The following is a 20,249-nucleotide window of genomic DNA, read 5'->3' as shown; positions in this document are numbered from 1 at the left end:
GTTTTTAGATTGTCTGTTTAAGTATCTCTCTCCAATAGGTCGGCTCTACCTCGCTGAGAAGGAAGTCCATGAAGTCCCTCCGTGCGTCTTTGTTTAGTTCGTGGTACAATCTTCGGAACGTTTCAAAATTGCCGTTGATGTACGTTTCCACCATATACACGAAGATGTTGTCCACCTCGTAATATCTGCACTGCTGCGCTACCGTCTTGCTGTTTCTCTTTGTCATGTCGGTAAGGGTTAAAGAGTTAATGACCAAAGGATGAAGCCGAAGTAGGCAATGGTGGAAAGGATAGCCACGATTACACCTATCGCCACTCGGAACACTCCGTTTACAATCTCTCTGATGATGCCCCAAAGGATGCCGAACACCCCGAAGGCGGTGCGCATCATCAAGCCGCATATCGCCAACCCGATGTATTGCGCCACTTGTCTGAAATTTGCCGTTGCTGTCATATCTTCGCTGTTTTTAATTTTTTTGTTTTTTATGCGGATTCAAGAGCTGAGGGAGTTGAGTTTCAAACTATCTTATCTGCCTCTCGTTTATCCGACATTTTTTTTATGCGTCTTTCTGTCGCATCGGTCGTTTTCGTTTCGGGTGCTTGAAAAGGTAGGGATTAGGGAATGCAAGGTTTTTCGGGGAAATACTACCCGAAGGGCTGGAGATTTCCGCAGAAAACAGGAGGCTTGACCTTGCTTTCCCGTCCAATCCCGGAATTACCTTTGCGCCCAGAACGAAAATGACTGACTGATGCGGCTTACTGAAAGGCGCAAAATGGAGGTAAACGAAAACAGAGGCAGATTAGGTAGAAAAAACTTTAGGGGAAAATCCGTAAAAAGAGGAAACCGTCTGAAAGAAAAAGACATCACCGGAAGCGTGAAAAGGGCAAACCACGACAAAGGAAGTATGATTGTTTCCGTTCCGACGGAACTTGTCCAGCCGGGCGGCAACAATCATTCTTCCCGGTTTGTCCGGCTGTGTGTGACCGCCTGTTTCATTCATGAGGCAGGCTGACACACTCTGCATTCACTTTCCGCTTCCGGCAAAAGGGACAGCAAAAAAAGAAAAATCATCTGGTAGCCCGTAAAAGCACCTCTTGGCATAGACGCAAAAGAAAGGGGCATTGCGTCATCAGTCTAAACATCGTTTAGGCGTGAGGCAATGCCCTTTTCTCCGGCTATGCGGTAGTCGGCACACGATTGTTCAAAACTCGTTTTTGGCAATGGTGTTCCGACAAACAAAACCGCTTTTACGGAAAAATCTTATGAATGAGGGGATAAAAAACGGGAGTTTATATCAAAATCTCGAATTAAATAGCTACTTTTGCATAGGAAGAGTTCTTTGAAGGTTACGCAATGCGCAGAAAGATAATGCAGTAGATAACTAACTAAATCGTAACCTATTACTATCAAGAGCAATTAACCTACGCTCATTTCCAATAAATTACACTCTTTTCGTAACTTCTAGGTACAAAAGTACAAAAAATCCGGACACGACATTGCACATTGTGAATAGTTTTGTATCTTTGCTGCCTACCGTGCAAATTATAAACTAAAAAATACGTTTGGATCTATGACGAAGCAGAACGTCGCCGAGCCGGAAAGCCTCGGCGAGGCAATGAACAGAACGGAACTCTTTTTCGAAAAGAACGGGCGCAAGCTCACCTACGTTTTTCTGGGGCTGCTGGTTCTCGCCGCGTTGGTTTACGGCTACCGGGCGCTGATCGTGGCGCCGCGCGCCGAGAAGGCCGCGGAGATGATCGCCGAGGCGCAGTCGCGTTTCGAGGCGGAGAATCCCGACTTCGAGTTGGCGTTGCAGGGCGATGCCAACGGCGCCGGGTTCCTCGACGTGATCGAGCAGTACGGTTCGACCCCCTCGGGCAATCTGGCCAGGCACTACGCCGGCATCTGCTACCTGCGTACGGGCGATCTGGAGAATGCCGCCGCCTGTCTGGCGAAGTATTCGCCTGTCAAGGGACTGCCCGGTGCGCTCATCAATGCCCAGAACTACGGGTTGCAGGGCGATGTGGCCGTCGAGCGGCAGGACTACGCCAAGGCCGTGGATTTCTACCGCAAGGCCGTGAAGGCCGCCGACAACAACCTGACCGCCCCGATGTACCTGCGTAAGGCCGGACTGGCGGCGCAGGCTCAGGGCGACGCTGCGGCCGCCGCCGGATTCTACCAGCAGATTCTCGACACGTATCCCGCTTCGATGGAGGCCCGCGAGGCCGAGAAGCTGCTCGGAAGCGCTAAATAAGGAGTGCGGCGAGATGGCGACCAGAAACCATAACCTTTCCAAATTCGATTCGCCGCTGCCGTCGGCTGCGGACATGCGGTTCGGAATCGTCGTGGCCGAGTGGAACCGGGAGGTGACGGAGGCGTTGCTGGAAGGTGCCGTGCGCACGCTGCGCGCCGCCGGATGCCCCGACATGAACATTCAGATCAAGTATGTCCCCGGTACGTTCGAGCTGTCGCTCGGTGCGCAGTTCTTCGCGGAATATACCGACGTGGACGCCGTGATCGCGCTCGGATGCGTCATTCAGGGCGATACGCGGCACTTCGACTTCATCTGTCAGGGCGTGACGCAGGGCATCACGCAACTGCAGATCCAGTGGAACATGCCGATCGCGTTCGGCGTGCTGACCGTGAACGACATGCAGCAGGCACTGGACCGCTGCGGCGGCCGCCACGGCAACAAGGGCGACGAGGCGGCGGCGACGGCCATCAACATGGTCAAGTTGCAGATCGACATGGAGGCGGCTTCGCCCGACCACGAACCCGACCGGCGGAACATCAACTGACGCTGCGGGAGGAGAAGAAAAAGGTACGGCTTTTCGGGGCCGTACCTTTTTTTTGTGCCTTTCCGGGAGTGTTCTGTGTCCCCGCCGCGTCTGCCGCGGGGACTGTTCCCCGCTTTAGAAGACACCCAGGTTGTCGAGGAAGACGAGCAGCAGGATCACCGGGCAGAAGTAGCGCAGCAACACCAGAAAGAGCCGGTAGATGCGGAAGGGCAGGACACCGTCGTTGGTGAGCTGCGCGCGGAGCACCTGCCGGTCGAGCCGCCAGCCCACGAACAGGCAGGTGAGCAGTCCGCCCACGGGGAGCATGATGTTGGCCGTGAGGTAGTCGAGCGAGTCGAAGATATTCAGACCGCAGATCGTCCAGCCGCCCAGCACCCCCATCGAGAGCGAAGCCACGGCTCCTAACGCCCCGGTCGAGAGGGTGGTGGTCCACGCCGCCGCGCGGCGGCTCAGGTGCCACTCTTCGTGCAGGTAGGCCGTGACGACCTCGTGCAGCGAGATGGTCGAGGTGAGGGCCGCCACGATGAGCAGCAGGAAGAACACCGACGACCAGACCATGCTCAGCGGCATGCCGTTGAAGATGCCCGGCAGGGTGATGAAGACCAGCGAAGGTCCCGACGAGGGGGCGATTCCGACGCTGAAGACCGCCGGGAAGATCACCACGCCGGCCAGCACGGCGACCAGCGTGTCGAGGATCGTGACGTTCAGCGCCGTGTGGCGCAGGTCGGTGTCGGGTTTGAAGTAGGAGGCGTAGGTGACCATCGTGCCGATGCTGATCGAGAGCGAGAAGAAGGCCTGTCCCAGGGCCACGAGCACGGTCGAGGGGGTGACCTGCGAGAAGTCGGGCCGGAAGAAGAAACGCAGCCCTTCGCCGCCGCCCGGCAGCAGCAGCGAGTGGACGGAGAGGGCGATGAGGACGACGAACAGCAGCGGCATGAGCACCTTGGCCGAGCGTTCGATGCCCTTCCGGACGCCCAGCGCGATCACGGAGTGGGTGGCCAGCGCGATCAGTCCGGTGTAAACGAGCGGCCGCCACGGGTCGCGGATGAACTCCGCGAACAGCGCTTCGTACTCCGCGGCGGAGGAGAGGCGTGCGAGTTCGCCCGTGAGGGAGCGGACCATGTAGCCGGCCGTCCAGCCCGAGACCACGAGGTAAAAGCCGAGGATCAGGAACGCCGCCAGCACGCCGTTGTATCCCAGGAAGCTCCAGCGGGAATCGAGCGCCCGGAAGGCCCCCACGGCGTTGCGGTGCGAGGCGCGTCCCACGGTGAATTCGGCCAGCATGAGCGGCAGTCCCAGCAGCAGGACGCAGAGGATGTAGATCGCCAGAAAGGCCCCTCCGCCGTTGTCGCCGGCCACATAGGGAAACCGCCAGATGTTGCCCAGCCCCACCGAACTTCCGGCGGCGACCAGTACGGCGCTCAGTTTTCCGCCCAGCGTGACCCGGGCGTGCGAATGGTGTTTCATGTCCGTTGCTTTGAGTGTGAAACCGGCGGGCAGGCCGCAGCCTGTCCGCCGGTCGTATCCGTTACCTCTCCAGCGTGACGCTCACGCGGTCGAGTTTTCCGCCCAGCGGCGGCGCCAGCTTCGAGACGGTGCATTTCACGTGCCGCAGTTGCGGAAAGGCGGCGTACAGCGCCTCGATGATGTTCAGGGCCACGCGTTCGATGGTCCGCTGCGTCTGTCCCATCCGTTCCCGGACGATCTGATAGACGGTGAGGTAATTGACCGTCTTCTCCACGTCGTCCTCCGCGGCCGCTTCGCCCAGCAGGGCCGTAAGTTCCAGATCGACCGTGAAGCGGTTGCCCACCTTCCGTTCCAGCTCGTAGCAGCCGTGCAGCGCCCGGAACTCCATGCGATCGAGTGCGATGCGGTACTCCATGGCCTATTCGGCGATTACGAGGTAGTAGTTCTTCTTGCCGCGCTGCACGAGGAGGTATTTGCCGGCGATGAGGTCTGCGTCGGTCACCTCGCGCATCGGATCGGTCACCTTCTCCTTGTTGAGGGACACGCCGCCGCCCTGCACCAGCTTGCGGCACTCGCCCTTCGAGGGGAACACCTGCGTCTTTTCGGCCGCCAGCTCCACGAACGGCAGGCCCAGTCCGGCGCGGGCGATGCGGAACTGCGGCACGCCCTCGAAGACCTGCAGCAGCGTCTGCTCGTCTATCCGGCGCAGCGCCTCGGAGGTCGTGCCGCCGAAGAGGATGGCCGAGGCCTCGACGGCCTTCTCGTACTCTTCCCGGGAGTGGATCATCGTGGTGATCTCCTGCGCCAGGCGCTTCTGCAACACGCGCAGGTGCGGGGCGGCGTCGTGCTCGGCGATGAGCGCGCCGATCGTTTCCCGGTCGAGCAGCGTGAAGATCTTGATGTAGCGTTTGGCGTCCTCGTCGCTCACGTTGAGCCAGAACTGGTAGAACTTGTAGGGCGACGTGTAGCGCGGGTCGAGCCAGACGTTGCCGCTCTCGGTCTTGCCGAACTTCGTACCGTCGGCCTTGGTGATGAGCGGGCAGGTGATGGCGAAGGCTTCGGCTTCGGGGCCCAGCTTGCGGCGGATCAGCTCCGTGCCGGTGGTGATGTTGCCCCACTGGTCGGCGCCGCCGAGCTGGATCTTGCAGCCCATCGTCTGGTAGAGGTGCAGGAAGTCGTAGCCCTGCACGAGCTGGTAGGTGAATTCGGTGAACGACATGCCGTCGCCTTCGCCGTTGAAGCGCTTCTTGACCGAATCCTTGGCCATCATGTAATTGACGGTGATGCACTTGCCGATGTCGCGGATGAAATCGAGGAACGTGAAGTCCTTCATCCAGTCGTAGTTGTTCACCATGCGCGCGGCGTTCGGGGCGTCGGAGTCGAAGTCGAGCAGTTTGGCCAGTTGCCGCTTGATCGCCTCCTGGTTGTGCCGGAGGGTCCGCTCGTCGAGCAGGTTGCGCTCCTGCGACTTGCCCGAGGGGTCGCCGATCATGCCCGTCGCGCCGCCCACGAGGGCCAGCGGACGGTGGCCGCACATCTGGAAATGCTTGAGAATCATCACGCCTACCAGGTGGCCGATATGCAGCGAGTCGGCCGTGGGGTCGATGCCCAGGTAGGCCGTCGTCATCTCCTTTTCGAGTTGTTCCTTCGCGCCGGGCATGATCGTGTGGATCATGCCGCGCCATTCGAGTTCTTCGATGAAATTCTTGATTGCCATTTTATTTCTTTGGTGCTTTTCTTCGTTTTATTCCACCTCCAGGTCCAGGGCTTTCCGGAGTTCCGCCACCAGCGGGTTTTTCTCCGTGATGTACTTCACCCGGTCCTCGAGTCTGATCGGGCGCGCGGCCCGTATCTGTTCATTGACCGTGATCTCCAGCTCGATCCGTCCCGTCACTCCGGCCAGCTCGGCGATCCGCATGAGCATTCCGGTCTTGCTGCGCAGGATTTCGTCGCGCAGCTCCGTCGTCGGGACGCTCACCGCGATCGTGTCGCCGCGGAAGAGCATCTGCTCGAAGGCCGGGACGAAGCGCGGCCGCCGTTCGCGGATCAGCGCCAGGATGCGTTCCCGCGTCCGTTCCAGTTTCGCCGCGCACTCCGGATCGACCGTTGCGGCGGCCGGTTCGGGGTCCTGCGTCTTTTCGGACTGCGTCGCCGGATTGCCGGCCGAGGCCAGCAGGTCCGAGAGCGACGTTCCGGAGATCAGCGGCCGCCGGGCCGTCCCTGCGGGCCTTGCCTCGGGTTGCGGGACCGGTTGCGGAGCTGCCGCGGGACGGGTGTCCGCCGCCGGAACCTCCGTGCCGATCGGTGCGGCCGGGCCAGGGCGTGTCGCCGGGGCCGTTCCGGATGCCGTCGCGGGAGCTGCCGCGGGCGGAACGTTTCCGTCCGGACGCATTCCGGATGCCGCAGCCGGTTCCGGGGACGGCGCCGCACGGCCCGAAGGTTCGGGATGCGGGCCTTCCGCCGCCGGGGCGGGTTCCGGCCGGAGCCTTGCGGCGTTAGCCGCGCCTTCCGTGCCGGAGGCAGGGGGCGGGGGCGCGGGTTGCGTTTCCGCGCGGGCCGCCGGGGCTGCCGTGCGGGGCGTCAGTTCGGGGAGCGGATACTCCCCGGATGGGGTCAGGAGATCATTTTTTTTTTGGCCGAGACCGGCGATCTTCATCAGTCCCAGCTCCACGAGCAGCCGTTGGTTGGACGACTGCCGGATTTTCCCGTCGAGCTCCGTCAGCACGGAGATCGCACCGAACAGGAACTCGACACTGCAGGCGCCCGCCTGCGTCCGGTATCGTTCCAGCAGCGTGCCGGTCATTTCGATCAGCCGCAGCGTTTCGGGGCGTTCGGCCATCAGCAGGTCGCGCATGTGGCGGTTCAGGCCGGCCATGAAGGTCTGGCCCGAGAAGCCTTTCGAAAGCACCGCGTCGAAGGTGACGAGCGCCTCGGCGTAGTCGCCCCGCAGAAGCATCTCCGTCACGCCGAAATAGGTGTCGTAGTCGAGCACGTTCAGCGTTTGGGCCACGTTGCGGTAGTCGAGCGTCGTGCCGCAGAACGACACGGCCTTGTCGAACATGGAGAGGGCGTCGCGCATGCCGCCGTCGGCTTTCTGCGCGATGAGGTTGAGCGACTCCTCGTCGGCGGCGACGCCCTCCTCGGATGCGATGTAGCGGAGGTATTCCACCGAATCCTCGACACGGATGCGGTTGAAGTCGTAAATCTGGCAGCGCGAGAGGATCGTGGGGATGATCTTGTGTTTCTCGGTGGTGGCGAGGATGAAGATCGCGTGTGCGGGCGGCTCTTCGAGCGTCTTGAGGAAGGCGTTGAAGGCCGCGGCCGAGAGCATGTGGACCTCGTCGATGATGAACACCGAGTAGCGGCCCACCTGCGGGATGATGCGCACCTGCTCGATGAGCGTGCGGATATCCTCCACGGAGTTGTTCGACGCGGCGTCCAGCTCGTGGATGTTGAGCGACCTTCCCTCGTTGAACGAGCGGCACGATTCGCACTCGTTGCACGCCTCGGCGCCGTGGGGCGCGAGGCAGTTGATCGCCTTGGCGAAGATGCGGGCGCAGGTGGTCTTGCCTACGCCGCGGGGGCCGCAGAAGAGGTAGGCGTGGGCCAGCTGACCGCGCTCGATGGCGTTCTGGAGCGTCGAGGTGATATGCTTCTGCCCGACGACCGAACGGAACGTCGCCGGGCGGTATTTGCGTGCGCTGACGATGAAATCACTCATGATTTTGCAAAGGTAGGAAATAATTATAATATTCCGGAGCGGAGGAGGACTCCTTTTTTCGCCAATTTGGCGGTTCCGTGTCAGACGGCCGTGCCATTGGGTGACAAAACATGACACGATGGCCGACGGCGGAGGTTGGCAGGCGTTTTGCTGAACGAAGGAATGAAACACGAAACGAATAAACACAAACGGATATGAACATCAACACATTAACCATCAAGGCGCAGGAGGCGCTGCAAGCGGCGCTTGCCCTGGCCCGGGAGCGCGGACAGCAGGCTGTCGAGCCGCTCCATCTGCTGAGCGTCCTCGTCCGCGAGGACGATTCGCTCGGGGCGTTCCTTCTGGGACGCGTCGGCGTGAACGTGCGCGGCCTGCGCGAGGAGGCCGCCCGTGCCGTGGCGTCGCTGCCGCGGGTCGAAGGGGGCGGCGAGCAGTTCTTCTCGCAGGACGCTTCGCGCGTCGTGCAGCGCGCCGTGGATTTCACGAAGACCTTCGGCGACAAGTATGCCTCGGTCGAGCACCTGTTGCTGGGCCTGGTGGCCGAGCGCGGTGCGGCCGCCGACCTGCTCAAGCGGGCCGGAGCGACGGAGAAGGAGCTCGTCGAGGCGATCCGCACCTTCCGCAAGGGGGCCACGGTCGATTCGCAGACCTCGTCGCAGGAGTTCGACGCGCTGGGCAAGTATGCCATCAACCTGAACGAGCAGGCGCGCTCGGGAAAACTCGACCCGGTCATCGGGCGCGACGAGGAGATCCGCCGCGTGCTGCAAATCCTTTCGCGGCGCACGAAGAACAACCCGATCCTCGTGGGCGAGGCGGGCGTCGGCAAGACGGCCATCGCCGAAGGCATCGCCCGGCGGATCATCGACGGCGACGTGCCCGAGAACCTGAAATCGAAGGTCATCTACTCGCTCGACATGGGCGCGCTGATCGCAGGCGCCAAGTATCAGGGCGAGTTCGAGGAGCGGCTGAAGGCCGTGGTGCAGGAGGTTACGGCCAGCGACGGCGAGATCCTGCTCTTCATCGACGAGATACATACGCTGGTCGGCGCCGGCAAGTCGTCGGGGGCGATGGATGCCGCGAACATCCTCAAGCCGGCCCTCGCGCGCGGCGAGCTGCGGACCATCGGCGCCACGACGCTCGACGAGTTCCAGAAGTACTTCGAGCAGGACAAGGCCCTCGAACGCCGTTTCCAGAAGGTGATGGTCGATGAGCCGACGCAGGAGGACGCCATATCGATCCTCCGCGGCCTGAAGGAGCGCTACGAGAACCACCACCAGGTGCGGATCAAGGACGAGGCGATCGTAGCCGCCGTGGAGCTTTCGACGCGCTACATCACCTCGCGCTTCCTGCCCGACAAGGCCATCGACCTGGTGGACGAGGCCGCTTCGCGGCTGCGTCTGGAGATGAACTCCGTGCCCGAGGAGATCGACACGCTGGACCGCCGCGTGCGGCAGCTCGAGATCGAGCGCGAGGCGATCCGCCGCGAGAAGGACGAGGAGCGCATCGGACAACTGACCAGGGAGATCGAGGAGCTGAAGGCCAGGGACGCCGAAATGCGCGCCAAATGGCAGGGGCAGCGCGATCTGCTGAAGAAGATACAGACCAACAAGGACCGGATCGAACGGCTGAAGGTCGAGGCGCAGCAGGCCGAGCGGCAGGGCGACTACGGCAGGGTGGCCGAAATCCGCTACGGCAAGATTCAGGAGGCCGAGAAGGAGATCGCCGCCTTTCAGGAGGAGTACCGCCTCGCATCGGCCGGCGGGTCGATGATCAAGGAGGAGGTCGATGCGCAGGACGTGGCCGAGGTCGTATCGCGCTGGACGGGGATTCCCGTGCAGCGGATGCTCGCCTCGGAGCGCGAGAAGCTCCTGCACATGGAGGAGGAGCTGCACAAGCGCGTCGTCGGGCAGGAACAGGCCATAGCGGCCATTTCGGATGCCGTGCGCCGTTCGCGCGCCGGGCTGAACGATCCCCGCAAGCCGATCGGATCGTTCATCTTCCTCGGTACGACGGGCGTGGGCAAGACCGAACTGGCGAAGGCGCTCGCGGAATTCCTCTTCAACGACGACCAGATGATGACGCGTATCGACATGAGCGAGTATCAGGAGCGGCACAGCGTCTCGCGGCTGGTCGGCGCGCCTCCGGGATACGTCGGATACGACGAGGGCGGCCAGCTCACCGAGGCCGTGCGCCGCAAGCCCTACTCGGTCGTGCTGCTCGACGAGATCGAGAAGGCGCATCCCGACGTGTTCAACATCCTGTTGCAGGTGCTCGACGACGGGCGTCTGACGGACAACAAGGGCCGCACGGTGGATTTCCGCAATACGATCATCATCATGACCTCGAACATGGGGTCGCAGGTGATTCAGGAGAACTTCGCCGAGGCGTTCGACGGCAAAAAGCTGCCGTCGGAGGTGGTGGAGCGGACACGCCGCGAGGTGATCGACCTGCTGAAACAACAACTGAAACCCGAGTTCCTGAACCGTATCGACGAGATCGTGATGTTCGAGCCGCTGACCCGCAGGGAGATCGAACGCATCGTGGACATCCAGTTGGGAATCGTGCGACGGATGCTCGCCGAGAACGGCATCCGGCTGGAGTACAGCGACAAGGCGCGCGAGTGGATCGCCTCGGCGGGTTACGATCCGCTCTACGGCGCACGTCCCGTGAAGCGGACGATCCAGCGTTACGTGGTGAACGACCTGTCGAAGCGGATTCTGGCGGGCGACGTGGACCGGTCGAAACCGATCGCGATCGACGCCACGGACGAGGGACTGACTTTCGCCAACTGACGCGGACCCGTTGGGGAGCGGAGTGCCGTGTCCGGTGTCCGCCTTTCTCGGACGGCGCTGTACCCGAAAAGGGTACAGCGCCGTTTTTTTTGAGTGAGGCTATGATCCGGATTGCCGATGTCGTTCCCCGCACCGCCCTGGGAGGCAGGATTCTTTTTCGGGAGGCGGCTCCGCCGCATGCCCGCCGAAACGCTGCGGCCGGGCGGCCCGCGAATGGCTGCCGGAGGAGCCGGCGACAGGCTGTCCTCCGGACGGCTTCGCGCGAGGCGTTGCCGGAAGAGTGCCGGATCGATCCGGCACTCTTTTTCGCGGCTGTTTTATTTGAGGCGGTATTTTCCGTCCGAGAAGTCGATTTCGTCGAGCGTCAGTGTCCGGGGATCGTCGTAGATCCGCCGGACGGCCGTCTCGGACGGGAGGCTGTCGGTTTTCTGGCTGTTGATGAAATAGCCCCATACCATAAACCAGGACCAGTTGGGCTGACTGTGGTAGGAGTCCGGATCCGGCAACTGCCCGACTTCGCCCAGCGCAAGCAGCTTATCGCCCGCCAGGGCTTGCAGATCGTCATGATGCGACTGTTTGTAATCGCGGTGATAGACATCGGCGGCCAGCACATCGACATACTCCGGACCGGGATAGAAGTCGGCATAGGGCCCGGCTTCGTCCCCTTTCTTGTCGCGCGGGGCGTTGGTGTTCCAAACCCACAGCAGGTTGTTGAGCTTGTGGACTTTGGTGAAATAATTGTAGGTCATGATCCACAATTTCTTGAAGCCGTTCTCGCCCGGCTTGTTGCACCACCAGAACCAGACGCCGTTCATTTCGTGATACGGGCGCCAAAGGATCGGGATGCCTGCATCACGCAGTTGTTCGAGATAGGGTATAACGGTGTCCATCTGTTTTTTCCACTGCGTATTGAGTCGTGTCCCTTCGGTCGTGAGTTCTTTCCAAACCTCGTTCGACGGGCGGTTCTGCCAAGTCCAGATCGAAGCCCCGTCGCAGTCGTTGCATTCTGACGGGAAGCAGCAGTGCCACATCAGCGTGATGATGCGCCCTTCGGCATGGCGTTGCTTGATTTCATCGACCAGGTTCTGTCGCAAAGTTTCGGTCGAGAGGCCGTTGATCCGGCACTCGCCCCAGGGCGAGGTCAGGTTCATCGGTCCGCAGTGGTGATAATCCGCGATGTTCCCGCCGAGCGCGTTGAAGCTGAAATCGCTGCCCCAGACAACGGGCCGTTTGCCCGTGACGGAATAGACCACGGAATCGTAGCGGCAGGGATCGCTGATGAAATTGTGCTGTCCGGCGAGCGTGTATTTGCCGCGGATCGAGTAGAGGAATTCGAGAAGCTGGCGCGCTTCGGGCGAGGCTTCCGGATTGACCGGAGCGATGGTTCGGCGTCCCGATGTGCAGCCGTACAGCAGGGCGGCCGTCATCAGGGCGGTTATCAGACGTTTCATGGCCGGTTATTTTACGGTGACGTTCTTGGGCATGGAATACATGTCGGGCAGATCGCGCTCCAAAAGGGTCCACTCGTCGGCATCGAACAGTTTGAAGTCTTCGGCCGACGCATCCGACGGATAGGGGCCGTAGGCGTGCCGGGGATTGTCGTTGCGCCATGCCACGACCATCGCGCATGGTTCGCCGCGCAGCACGCGCAGCACATCCTGTGTCCAATAGTCGGCTTTGTGGTCGTTTTCGAGCCCCGTTTCGGTGATGCCGACGGGTTTGTGCCTGAGTCCGCGCACTTCGACCATTGCCTGCACGTTCGACTCGAAGGCCGCGGTGTTGCGGCCGTGATAGCAATCCATGCCGATGAAATCGACCCATTGGTCGCCCGGCCAGCGGAACAGGATGCGTCCGACGGGATCGTCATAGACGGCATCCATCTGCGGCGAGATGGCGTAGATGACGTTATGCACGTTCTTCGTATCTCGCAGGTAGCTGACGATGAAGCGCCAGAAGGCGATGAACTCCCTGTCCGTCGTAGCGGAACGTCCCCACCAGTTCCAGGTCTGGGTATGTTCGTGCAGCGGGCGGAAGATGACGGGAATGGGGCGGCCCTTTTCATCGACCATCTTGCGGAACGCTTCGGCTACATCGTCCAGCCGGGCCTTGTATTTGAGGTTCATGGGCGAACCCTCCCGGAGAATCCGATCGACGACCTTGGTGTTGTCCCAGGCCGTACCGACGGGATATTTCTTTCCCGGACCTTCCGTCAGCGGATTGCTTTGGTGCCAGACGAGCATGCAGACGCCGCCCCGCTTGTAGGCCTCCTGGATATGGCGGATCTTGGTGTCGTCGATTCCGGCCATGTCCAGGCTGTAAACGGCCGGATGCGATCCGACGATATCCTTGACATCGGAGCGGTCCTTGTCGCCCTTCCAGCCGATACCGTACGACGGGTAGTCGTGGTGGCCGAACATGATGCCGTCCAGTCCGATACACCACAGATTGGCGTAGAGCGCTTTGGTTTCGGGGGTCGCATCGGGATCGACCATCTTCAGAATTGTCTTTTCGGGAGCTTTGAGGCGTTTCCCTTTGCCGGAAGCGTATCCGGTCGGACAGAGCAGGAGGCAAAGCCCCAACAGCAGAAGTCTTTTCATAAGCAAGTAGTTTTATTGATGGTTGTTTCGGAACAGCCGTTGTGCGAAATCGTGGAGCTGGAGGCGCCAGAATTGCCACTCGTGTCCCCACGGGGCATCGTGGAACTCGCACCGCACACCCCGCCGGTGCAGCTCTTCTACCGTATCGAGGTGGCCGGCATGACGCGGATCTTTCGTTCCGCAGGCGATCCACAGCAGGGCCAGTTCGCGGTTGATTCGTTCCGGATCCTCCATTACCCCCGGGATATAGCGTTCGTAGTCGAAAGTCCCGTCGCTCAGGATCCCTGCGCTGAACTGGCCGATTGCCGAGAACAGATCCAGATTGCGCAAACCGATGACGAAAGCCTGACCGCCTCCCATCGAGAGCCCGGCGATCGCCCGGCAGCGCTTGTCTCTATGCACCGGATAACGGTTTTCGACAAGCGGGATGACATCCCCGATCAGTTCCCTTTCGAGCAGTCGTATGCCCTCGGGGGTGCTGCCTCCGGCCCATGAACCGTCCGTAAGACCGTTCGTCATGACGACGTACATCGGCACGGCGGCCTTCTCGGCGATCAGATTGTCCATGATTGCGGCCACGCGGCCTTCGCGCACCCAACTGCCTTCGAAGTCGCCGCCACCGTGGCGCAGATAGAGAACCGGAAGACGGCGTGCGGGGTGCTCGACAGCCTCACGCGGAACATAGATCCACGCCGTACGCAACTGCCCGAGCGATGAAGAGCGGTAGGGGAGCAGGTGCACCTCGCCGCCGACACGGCGACGTTCGTCGAAGCGGGGCTCCTCGCCGCCGCGAACCTCGACGACACTGCCGTAGATCGTGGTCCCGGCCTTTACGTCGGGATTGACCGGATCGACGGTCTCGAGTCCGTCGATCCGGAATTTGTACTGATAGATTCGCGGCTCGACCGGGCCGATCGTCAGGCTCCATATTCCACCCGTATCGCGCTGCATCGTCTGCGGAACGACATCCCATTCGTCGAAAAGCAGCTCGACCCGTTCCGCCTGCGGGGCCCGGAGGCGGAACGTAATCGTCCGGTCGTCGTGCACCTCCGGGGAGAATTTCGGCCCGGCGGGTTTCCACCATCCTTCGGTCGAAAAGGTATTCCGTGTCCGCTCCGGATGCCGCACGGTATCCTGGGCCTGTGTCCGGACGCTGCCCGCCGCCAGCGACAGACAGCAGACGATGCTCGCTATTCGTCCCATACGAAGGTCCCCGTGGCGCCGGGAGCGAGGTTCAACTCTGCATACCGGCCGTTGTACTGTACGGATATGGAGCGGCGCGACCACGAGTCATTGGCCACGATCAACACGATCTTTCCGTCGGGCGTGCGGAAGGCCGCATTGGGCGCCACGTCGGCGTGTTCGGTGATCTGTGCCCGATAGACCTTCGGCCGTTGTTCGTCCTCGCCGAGCGTTACCGTCCGGTCGCCCGGCGCTGTCGAGGCGATGCGTACCGAACCGGGACGAACGAACTGCGAGGCGTGCGCAATGACATAATAGGCCAGGTTGCGGGTCGCCGAATCGCCGTCGATGGTCAGCGCTCCCTGGCAGGAAGGACATCCGCCGTTGTCGGTGTGGGGATCGTTCAGGGGATCGGCCGCCAGGTTCCACAGCACGACGGTGCGGCTCCAGTTGCGCATGGGGCCGACAATGAGTCGTTTGGTCGATGCGGCGATGTCGATGCGGGAGGTCCCGGGGCGTTCGGTGGTCATCTGCTCGGTGAAGAGAATGTCCTTGTCGGGGCGGGCTTCGTGCACGTAGGTCATGGCGCTCATGTCGCCGGCATAGTGATGGAACGCCGCTCCGGACACGTATTGTGCCGCTTCGGGGTCGTCGTAGATGGCCAAGGCGTAGTCGGGGCGGTCGCAGTTGTGGTCGAAAACGATGATTTCCGTATCGAGCCCCGCCTTGCGGAATTTCGGTCCGAGGTGGTTTTTGACGAAGTCGGCCTGCTCCCAGGCGAACCAGAACATGCTGGGTGTATTGGTCGAACGCAGCGGCTCGTTCTGGACTGTCAGGGCATTGACCGTGATGCCGTGGACCTCCATCTCCTGCACATAGCGCACCAGGTAGTCGGCATAGACTCCATAACACTCTTTGCGCAGTTGTCCGCCGCGCACGTCATAGACGGTCTTCATCCACGACGGAGCCGACCAGGGAGATGCCAGCACGCAGATGTCGGGATTGATCTCCAGAATCTCGTTCATGACCGGAATTACGTCCCGGAGATCCTGCGAGAGCGAGAAGTGTTCCAGCCTGAAATCCTCCTGGCCTTCGGGCATGTCGTCGTAGAAGAAAACGAAACGGTTCAGGTCGGAGGCCCCGACCGTCAGACGCACGCAGCTCACACCGGCGCCTTTCACTGGATCGAATACGTCGCGGAGAGTCGCTGCACGGGCTTCGGGCGACATTCGCATGAGCATCTCGGCGCTGCCGCCCGTCAGGGCGAAGCCGAAACCATCGACCGGCTGGAAACTTTGCCGCGGGTCGATGACGATATAGGAACTGCGACCGCCGCGGTCGTCGCGCACGTCGGAAAACTCGTACTCTTCGGATTCGGAGTAAAGCGCGGAGCGGTCGGGAAGCGTAACGTAGGAACGGACGGTCTGTGCGGATGCCGTGACGGCCATGCCCGACAGAGCGCCGGCCAGAAGTAACAGTTTGCGGTTCATGATTCGGTTGGGTTTATAGTGTTCTGCTTTGTCGATCAATCCCCGAAGGCCCGACGGGCCTCCCGATCGGGATCTTCCGCCGTTCGACAGCGGTCGTCGAGGATCATCACCTCTCCTTTGCGGGGCGTGTAGCGGGGCCATGAGGGCAACGACGGACAATTGGGGTCGCCCGTGCGCATGAAGGCGAGCAATGCGTCGGCCATGCGGTACGAGAGGTCCCGCGGGGCCTTGCCGCCTCCCGTATGGGTCACCATGCGGTCGGTGTTCAGAAACCAGAAACAGATGTCGAGACAGTGGAAGGCGCGGTGGCGTCCGTCGAAGAGCGGGGATTCCCAGCCGAACCACGCCATATAGACGGGCGATTGCTGCTCCCGGCACTTTACGTCGGCCGTGTGGACGACGCCCCGGCGGTTCGAGACGATGACGCTCCACAGTTCGATGGGACGCAGTTCGGGAAAACTCTTCGCATAGGCTTCGACAATGGCGCCGGCCCGCTCTCCGAAGACGGGTGTCAGATGCCCGACCACGTCTTCCGTTGTGACCGATTCCAGTTCGGGGTCGTCGCGGTCGGGATTCCACTCGTGAAATGTCGAACAGAGCAGCATCGGCACATCTGTACCCCACGTGCTGTAGCGCCCCGTGTAGAACTCTCCGTCGGGCAGGTCGCGGCCGTCGCCGACGGGGGCGAAGCCGCCCCGCTGCCCGACACCCGGAATCCCGTTCAGATGCTGTGCGGCACGCTCGGCGAGAAGCATATACTCCTCCCAGGGCATGTGTTGCAGCGAATCGATCTGCGAGGCATCGAGACCCGCCTCGCGGAGAATGGCGGAGCCGAGCGCTTCGGCGTACTGTTTCGAATTGGCCCGGGTCGCATTCCCGCTCAGGGCCACGGCCTTGTGGAAAAGCCCTTTGGCCGCCGGCATGGCGCAGAGGTTGCACACTTTCGCACCGCCGCCCGACTGGCCCATGATCGTGACATTCTGCGGGTCGCCGCCGAAAGCTTCGATATTGTCGCGCACCCACTCGAGGGCTGCCACGATGTCGAGCATCCCTGCGTTGCCCGATGAGACGTACTTTTTTCCGCCGACCCCGGCGAAATCCGAGAAGCCCAGCGGACCGAGGCGATGATTGACCGAACAGAAGACGATGTCTCCGTAGCGGGCGATATTCTCGCCGTCGTAGCCGTCCTGTTCGATGCCGTTGCCCCGTGCGAAGCCGCCGCCGTGCAGCCAGACGAGGACCGGGCGGCGTTTGCCGTCGAGTCCCGGTGTCCAGACGTTCAGGCGCAGGCAGTCCTCGCTCATGCCGTCGTAGTTCCAATGATCGACGAACATCGAGTAGGACTCCGGACGGCGGTCGTAGAAACTCTGGGGAGCCGAATCGCCGAAGGCCACGGCAGGGCGGACGCCTTTCCACGGTCGGGGCGGCTGAGGCGGCATGAAGCGGTTTTCTCCCGAAGCAGGCGCGCCGTAGGGAATGCCCCGGAAATTGTAGATTCCGCGCAGGATGAAACCGCGCACCTTGCCGTAGCGGGTCGGAGCGACGGCGATCTGTTCGCCGATGAAGAGTTGCTGGTCGTCGGATTGGGGGGAGGGAGATGCGGCCGCAGCGGGATGCGTGCCCGCAAGTAGCAGAAAGAACCCTTGCAAAAGGAGCGAACGTCGTTTCATGGTTAAAAAAATATCAGTTTCAAGTCCGTTTAGTATCAATTCCGGAGAATCGTTTCGTTCGTAACAAAAATAATACGCCGGGTCGGTTTTCAATCATACTTTTTTGCCATAATCCAATCCTTTTACGACCGTCCGGTCCGAAAGCGTTCCCGTCGTGGGTCGGGAATACGGCGGATAGGCGCATGTGCCCCGGGACTTTCTTTCAGGGTGTTGAATACCGGCCATCGTATTGCGCCGGCCTTATTGCAGGCGAAATGAGGGGAAGCGTATTTCGGTATTATTTTGTTTCGTCGGATATTTTTTATAATTTTGTTCTGACGCCTCTGTCAGATGACGCAAAATACCTTATTATAATATGGCGATGAAGATCTTCTGCGAAAATACGCCGCTGACCGACAACGATTGCTTCGTGATCTTTTCCCGTGAAAAAAGTTGTTTCGACTTCCCGCTCCATACCCATAAGGAGCTGGAGCTGAACTTGGTGCTCAACGGGGCGGGGGCATCTCGCGTAATAGGCAACCACATGGGTACGATCGGCGACGCGGAACTGGTCTTCGTCAACGGAGAAACGCCTCACGCCTGGTTCACGGATGGTTGCCGCTCCCAGCGCATCCAGGAGGTGACGCTTCAGTTCGCCCCCGATCTGATCGACGACAAATTATTGAACCGCAACTCGCTGACGGCCCTTAAACGGCTTTTCGAGGAGTCGCGGCGCGGAGTGCTCTTTACGGAACAGACAGCTCTCGAAGTGGCTCCCGCTCTTCGGCGTATCTACGAGCGGGGATCGGCCGGAGGCATGCAGCCGTTGCTCGATGTGCTTGCCGTTTTCAATACCCTCTCGTTCGCCTCCGAACGGAAACTGCTCTCCGATCTGACCTTTGTCCAGGAGAAGGACATGTCCTATTCGCAGCGTCTCGAGACCGTTTTCGCCTACATGAACCGCAACTTCAGCCGGCAGATCTCCCTGCGTGACGTCGCCGAAACGGTCAACATGTCCGAAGTTTCGTTCAGCCGCTTCATCAAGAAGGCTACCGGGCAGAATTTCATCGACACGTTGGCCGAAATCCGCCTGGGGCATGTCTCGCGGATGCTCATTGATACGGACATGACCATTGCCGAGATCGCTTTCTGCTGCGGATTCAACAACATGGCCAACTTCAATCGCATTTTCAAACGCAAGAAGGGAATGCCTCCTCACCGGTTCCGTACATTGTACATCAACAAAAAAATATACGTCTGACCTGCGGCCGCTCCTGCAATCGGAGCAGGATTGTTTTGCATTGTATTTTGTTAAAAAAATATTAATCGCAATAGTCGGTTTTTGAGTAAGTTTGTACAACGGTAAGATGCAAGCTGTCCGATGGCCTGATCGCCGGGAGAACAGGTCGGTGCGGCTGTCTTGTCTGAAATTGTAAACTAACCCAAATCAACCAACTCTATGCAAAAAATCGTCTCTTATGTTTTGTCGTGCCTGCTGGGTTTGCTTTTGACCGGTTGTTACGAAAACGACTCGTCGGCACCGGACATGGTGGACCCCTGGCTGCGTGAACGGACCCCTGTCAGTTTCCGGCTGGAGTCCCAGATCGGAGCGGCGGTCATTACCGATGACTGGCGCCACGACGATTCCGGCGCCATTTCCGTGCAGCTCGTTCTTGGCAGTATCGCCGACATGAGCCGCGTGCAGGTCACCGAAATCGAATTTGCCTACAACGCGACCGCTTCGGTCCGGCCTGGCAGCACGCTCGATCTTTCGTCGGGCGGGGATTCGTTCGTCGTGACGGCCGAGAACGGCGAGCAGCGCACCTATACGGTTACCTATACCGTTTTCAAAGAGCCTTTCGAGGGGGTTTATGTCCACGATCCGATCGCCGGTATTCTCGACGGCACCGCCCCCAAGAGTTCGATGGTCGTTTTCGGCGGCTGGGACGGCGGTGAAATCATCTCGACGGCTATGGACAAGTCGTGGCACTGGGGCGACGGATACACGCCTGCCGATGAGGAGGACAACATTGTCAGTATCCGGCTTTCGCGCGTTGACGAGACTTCGGGCACGAGCTACGGCACCTGCCTCAATCTGGCGGGCGACGACGGCAAGTGGGCCAACTACCTCTTCCAGAACAACGCCGAGAAGGATGTCAATGGCTACTATCGCATCGTTCCCAAAGGCAAAAGCCGGTGGTCGAAAGATTCTTCGGGGACCGTCTCCTTCTATGAATGGGAGGACGCGGAGTACGCCGAGCCGCTCTATACGATGACGGTCTTGGAAGCCGGTACGCACGGTCTCGCGGGCGGTAAAACCTTTACCGTGAACGATACGGCTTTCGGCCGCGGTTTTCCCGGTCCCTACGACTGGGAGGTGAATACCAACTGGGATGATGATCGTTGGCTCGTTCACAATATCCGAAATACGTTCTGGACCATGCTCAAGAGTTCTGATTCGGCGCTTGAAAATCACACCGAACTGCTTGAAGCGGAGTATTGATCTTCCCTTTTTCACACACGAACACGGATATTGTCATGACAACTGCATGT

General features: G+C 60.5%; 17 protein-coding genes. 6 read left to right on the top strand and 11 right to left on the bottom strand.

Features of this window, described 5'->3' with window-relative positions; all coding sequences use genetic code 11:
* Nucleotides 1-4 precede the first annotated feature (4 nt).
* Both KB554_RS04235 and KB554_RS04230 read right to left on the bottom strand, forming a co-directional pair.
* Nucleotides 5-226 carry a hypothetical protein gene (locus KB554_RS04235; protein ID WP_004348431.1) on the bottom strand — a complete coding sequence of 74 codons (222 nt, stop codon included), beginning with the start codon at nucleotides 224-226 and terminating at the stop codon, nucleotides 5-7.
* An 11-nt stretch (nucleotides 227-237) separates the two neighbouring features.
* Nucleotides 238-453, bottom strand: a complete 216-nt coding sequence (locus KB554_RS04230; RefSeq protein ID WP_004348429.1) for a hypothetical protein — start codon at nucleotides 451-453, stop codon at nucleotides 238-240.
* A gap of 295 nt (nucleotides 454-748) precedes the next feature.
* On the opposite strand from KB554_RS04230, the gene KB554_RS04225 reads away from it, so the two are divergent.
* The 3 genes from KB554_RS04225 (at nucleotide 749) to ribH (ending at nucleotide 2,798) form a co-directional block, all read left to right on the top strand.
* On the top strand, nucleotides 749-1,012 hold the full coding sequence (locus KB554_RS04225; protein ID WP_025813562.1) for a hypothetical protein: 264 nt from the start codon (nucleotides 749-751) through the stop codon (nucleotides 1,010-1,012).
* Between the two features lie 558 nt (nucleotides 1,013-1,570).
* Nucleotides 1,571-2,254, top strand: a complete 684-nt coding sequence (locus KB554_RS04220; protein WP_211035087.1) for a tetratricopeptide repeat protein — start codon at nucleotides 1,571-1,573, stop codon at nucleotides 2,252-2,254.
* A 13-nt stretch (nucleotides 2,255-2,267) separates the two neighbouring features.
* Nucleotides 2,268-2,798, top strand: coding sequence for a 6,7-dimethyl-8-ribityllumazine synthase (ribH, locus tag KB554_RS04215; protein ID WP_141428133.1), 531 nt, complete (start codon nucleotides 2,268-2,270; stop codon nucleotides 2,796-2,798).
* A gap of 114 nt (nucleotides 2,799-2,912) precedes the next feature.
* Here ribH and KB554_RS04210 read toward each other — a convergent pair whose 3' ends face one another.
* From KB554_RS04210 to dnaX, 4 genes are all read right to left on the bottom strand, one after another.
* Nucleotides 2,913-4,265 carry a sodium-dependent transporter gene (locus tag KB554_RS04210; RefSeq protein WP_211035086.1) on the bottom strand — a complete coding sequence of 451 codons (1,353 nt, stop codon included), beginning with the start codon at nucleotides 4,263-4,265 and terminating at the stop codon, nucleotides 2,913-2,915.
* Between the two features lie 61 nt (nucleotides 4,266-4,326).
* Nucleotides 4,327-4,680 carry a dihydroneopterin aldolase gene (gene folB / locus KB554_RS04205; RefSeq protein WP_211035085.1) on the bottom strand — a complete coding sequence of 118 codons (354 nt, stop codon included), beginning with the start codon at nucleotides 4,678-4,680 and terminating at the stop codon, nucleotides 4,327-4,329.
* Nucleotides 4,681-4,683: 3 nt separating this feature from the next.
* The gene (tyrS, locus tag KB554_RS04200; protein WP_211035084.1) at nucleotides 4,684-5,982 is read right to left on the bottom strand and encodes a tyrosine--tRNA ligase; all 1,299 of its coding nucleotides are present in this window, start codon (nucleotides 5,980-5,982) and stop codon (nucleotides 4,684-4,686) included.
* Nucleotides 5,983-6,009: 27 nt separating this feature from the next.
* Complete coding sequence (gene dnaX / locus KB554_RS04195) at nucleotides 6,010-7,986, bottom strand: DNA polymerase III subunit gamma/tau (protein WP_211035083.1); 1,977 nt, start codon at nucleotides 7,984-7,986, stop codon at nucleotides 6,010-6,012.
* A gap of 194 nt (nucleotides 7,987-8,180) precedes the next feature.
* Here dnaX and clpB point away from each other — a divergent pair, with 194 nt between their 5' ends.
* Nucleotides 8,181-10,778, top strand: coding sequence for an ATP-dependent chaperone ClpB (gene clpB, locus KB554_RS04190; RefSeq protein WP_141428128.1), 2,598 nt, complete (start codon nucleotides 8,181-8,183; stop codon nucleotides 10,776-10,778).
* Between the two features lie 317 nt (nucleotides 10,779-11,095).
* Here the strand turns inward: clpB and KB554_RS04185 are convergent, their stop codons facing one another.
* The 5 genes from KB554_RS04185 to KB554_RS04165 are packed head-to-tail and all read right to left on the bottom strand — an operon-like array spanning nucleotide 11,096 to nucleotide 17,717.
* The gene (locus KB554_RS04185; RefSeq protein WP_211035082.1) at nucleotides 11,096-12,229 is read right to left on the bottom strand and encodes a glycosyl hydrolase; all 1,134 of its coding nucleotides are present in this window, start codon (nucleotides 12,227-12,229) and stop codon (nucleotides 11,096-11,098) included.
* Between the two features lie 6 nt (nucleotides 12,230-12,235).
* A complete protein-coding gene (locus KB554_RS04180) occupies nucleotides 12,236-13,375 on the bottom strand; it encodes a glycosyl hydrolase (protein WP_211035081.1) in 1,140 nt (379 codons plus the stop codon).
* Between the two features lie 12 nt (nucleotides 13,376-13,387).
* Nucleotides 13,388-14,578: an esterase gene (locus KB554_RS04175; protein WP_211035080.1), complete on the bottom strand. Its 1,191-nt coding sequence runs from the start codon at nucleotides 14,576-14,578 to the stop codon at nucleotides 13,388-13,390.
* A complete protein-coding gene (locus tag KB554_RS04170; RefSeq protein WP_211035079.1) occupies nucleotides 14,566-16,047 on the bottom strand; it encodes a glycoside hydrolase family 30 beta sandwich domain-containing protein in 1,482 nt (493 codons plus the stop codon). The genes KB554_RS04175 and KB554_RS04170 overlap by 13 nt, the downstream gene beginning before the upstream one ends.
* A gap of 35 nt (nucleotides 16,048-16,082) precedes the next feature.
* Complete coding sequence (locus KB554_RS04165) at nucleotides 16,083-17,717, bottom strand: carboxylesterase family protein (RefSeq protein ID WP_211035078.1); 1,635 nt, start codon at nucleotides 17,715-17,717, stop codon at nucleotides 16,083-16,085.
* A 355-nt stretch (nucleotides 17,718-18,072) separates the two neighbouring features.
* Between KB554_RS04165 and KB554_RS04160 the strand changes: the two genes are divergently transcribed.
* Both KB554_RS04160 and KB554_RS04155 read left to right on the top strand, forming a co-directional pair.
* Entirely contained in the window at nucleotides 18,073-18,957 is an 885-nt protein-coding gene (locus KB554_RS04160; protein WP_198418193.1) for an AraC family transcriptional regulator, read from the top strand.
* 198 nt (nucleotides 18,958-19,155) lie between these two features.
* Nucleotides 19,156-20,199 carry a hypothetical protein gene (locus KB554_RS04155; protein WP_141428122.1) on the top strand — a complete coding sequence of 348 codons (1,044 nt, stop codon included), beginning with the start codon at nucleotides 19,156-19,158 and terminating at the stop codon, nucleotides 20,197-20,199.
* Nucleotides 20,200-20,249: the final 50 nt, after the last annotated feature.

Source organism: Alistipes sp. Marseille-P2263 (assembly GCF_018101075.1).
Classification (GTDB): domain Bacteria; phylum Bacteroidota; class Bacteroidia; order Bacteroidales; family Rikenellaceae; genus Alistipes; species Alistipes dispar.
The sequence above is the reverse complement of the archived record's forward strand: the minus strand, read 5'-3'. Positions and strand labels throughout refer to the sequence as shown.

Coding starts and splice junctions, on each gene's coding strand:
- KB554_RS04235 (WP_004348431.1), bottom strand. CDS start 226: ATGACAAAGAGAAACAGCAAGACGGTAGCGCAGCAGTGCAGATATTAC.
- KB554_RS04230 (WP_004348429.1), bottom strand. CDS start 453: ATGACAGCAACGGCAAATTTCAGACAAGTGGCGCAATACATCGGGTTG.
- KB554_RS04225 (WP_025813562.1), top strand. CDS start 749: ATGCGGCTTACTGAAAGGCGCAAAATGGAGGTAAACGAAAACAGAGGC.
- KB554_RS04220 (WP_211035087.1), top strand. CDS start 1,571: ATGACGAAGCAGAACGTCGCCGAGCCGGAAAGCCTCGGCGAGGCAATG.
- ribH (WP_141428133.1), top strand. CDS start 2,268: ATGGCGACCAGAAACCATAACCTTTCCAAATTCGATTCGCCGCTGCCG.
- KB554_RS04210 (WP_211035086.1), bottom strand. CDS start 4,265: ATGAAACACCATTCGCACGCCCGGGTCACGCTGGGCGGAAAACTGAGC.
- folB (WP_211035085.1), bottom strand. CDS start 4,680: ATGGAGTACCGCATCGCACTCGATCGCATGGAGTTCCGGGCGCTGCAC.
- tyrS (WP_211035084.1), bottom strand. CDS start 5,982: ATGGCAATCAAGAATTTCATCGAAGAACTCGAATGGCGCGGCATGATC.
- dnaX (WP_211035083.1), bottom strand. CDS start 7,986: ATGAGTGATTTCATCGTCAGCGCACGCAAATACCGCCCGGCGACGTTC.
- clpB (WP_141428128.1), top strand. CDS start 8,181: ATGAACATCAACACATTAACCATCAAGGCGCAGGAGGCGCTGCAAGCG.
- KB554_RS04185 (WP_211035082.1), bottom strand. CDS start 12,229: ATGAAACGTCTGATAACCGCCCTGATGACGGCCGCCCTGCTGTACGGC.
- KB554_RS04180 (WP_211035081.1), bottom strand. CDS start 13,375: ATGAAAAGACTTCTGCTGTTGGGGCTTTGCCTCCTGCTCTGTCCGACC.
- KB554_RS04175 (WP_211035080.1), bottom strand. CDS start 14,578: ATGGGACGAATAGCGAGCATCGTCTGCTGTCTGTCGCTGGCGGCGGGC.
- KB554_RS04170 (WP_211035079.1), bottom strand. CDS start 16,047: ATGAACCGCAAACTGTTACTTCTGGCCGGCGCTCTGTCGGGCATGGCC.
- KB554_RS04165 (WP_211035078.1), bottom strand. CDS start 17,717: ATGAAACGACGTTCGCTCCTTTTGCAAGGGTTCTTTCTGCTACTTGCG.
- KB554_RS04160 (WP_198418193.1), top strand. CDS start 18,073: ATGGCGATGAAGATCTTCTGCGAAAATACGCCGCTGACCGACAACGAT.
- KB554_RS04155 (WP_141428122.1), top strand. CDS start 19,156: ATGCAAAAAATCGTCTCTTATGTTTTGTCGTGCCTGCTGGGTTTGCTT.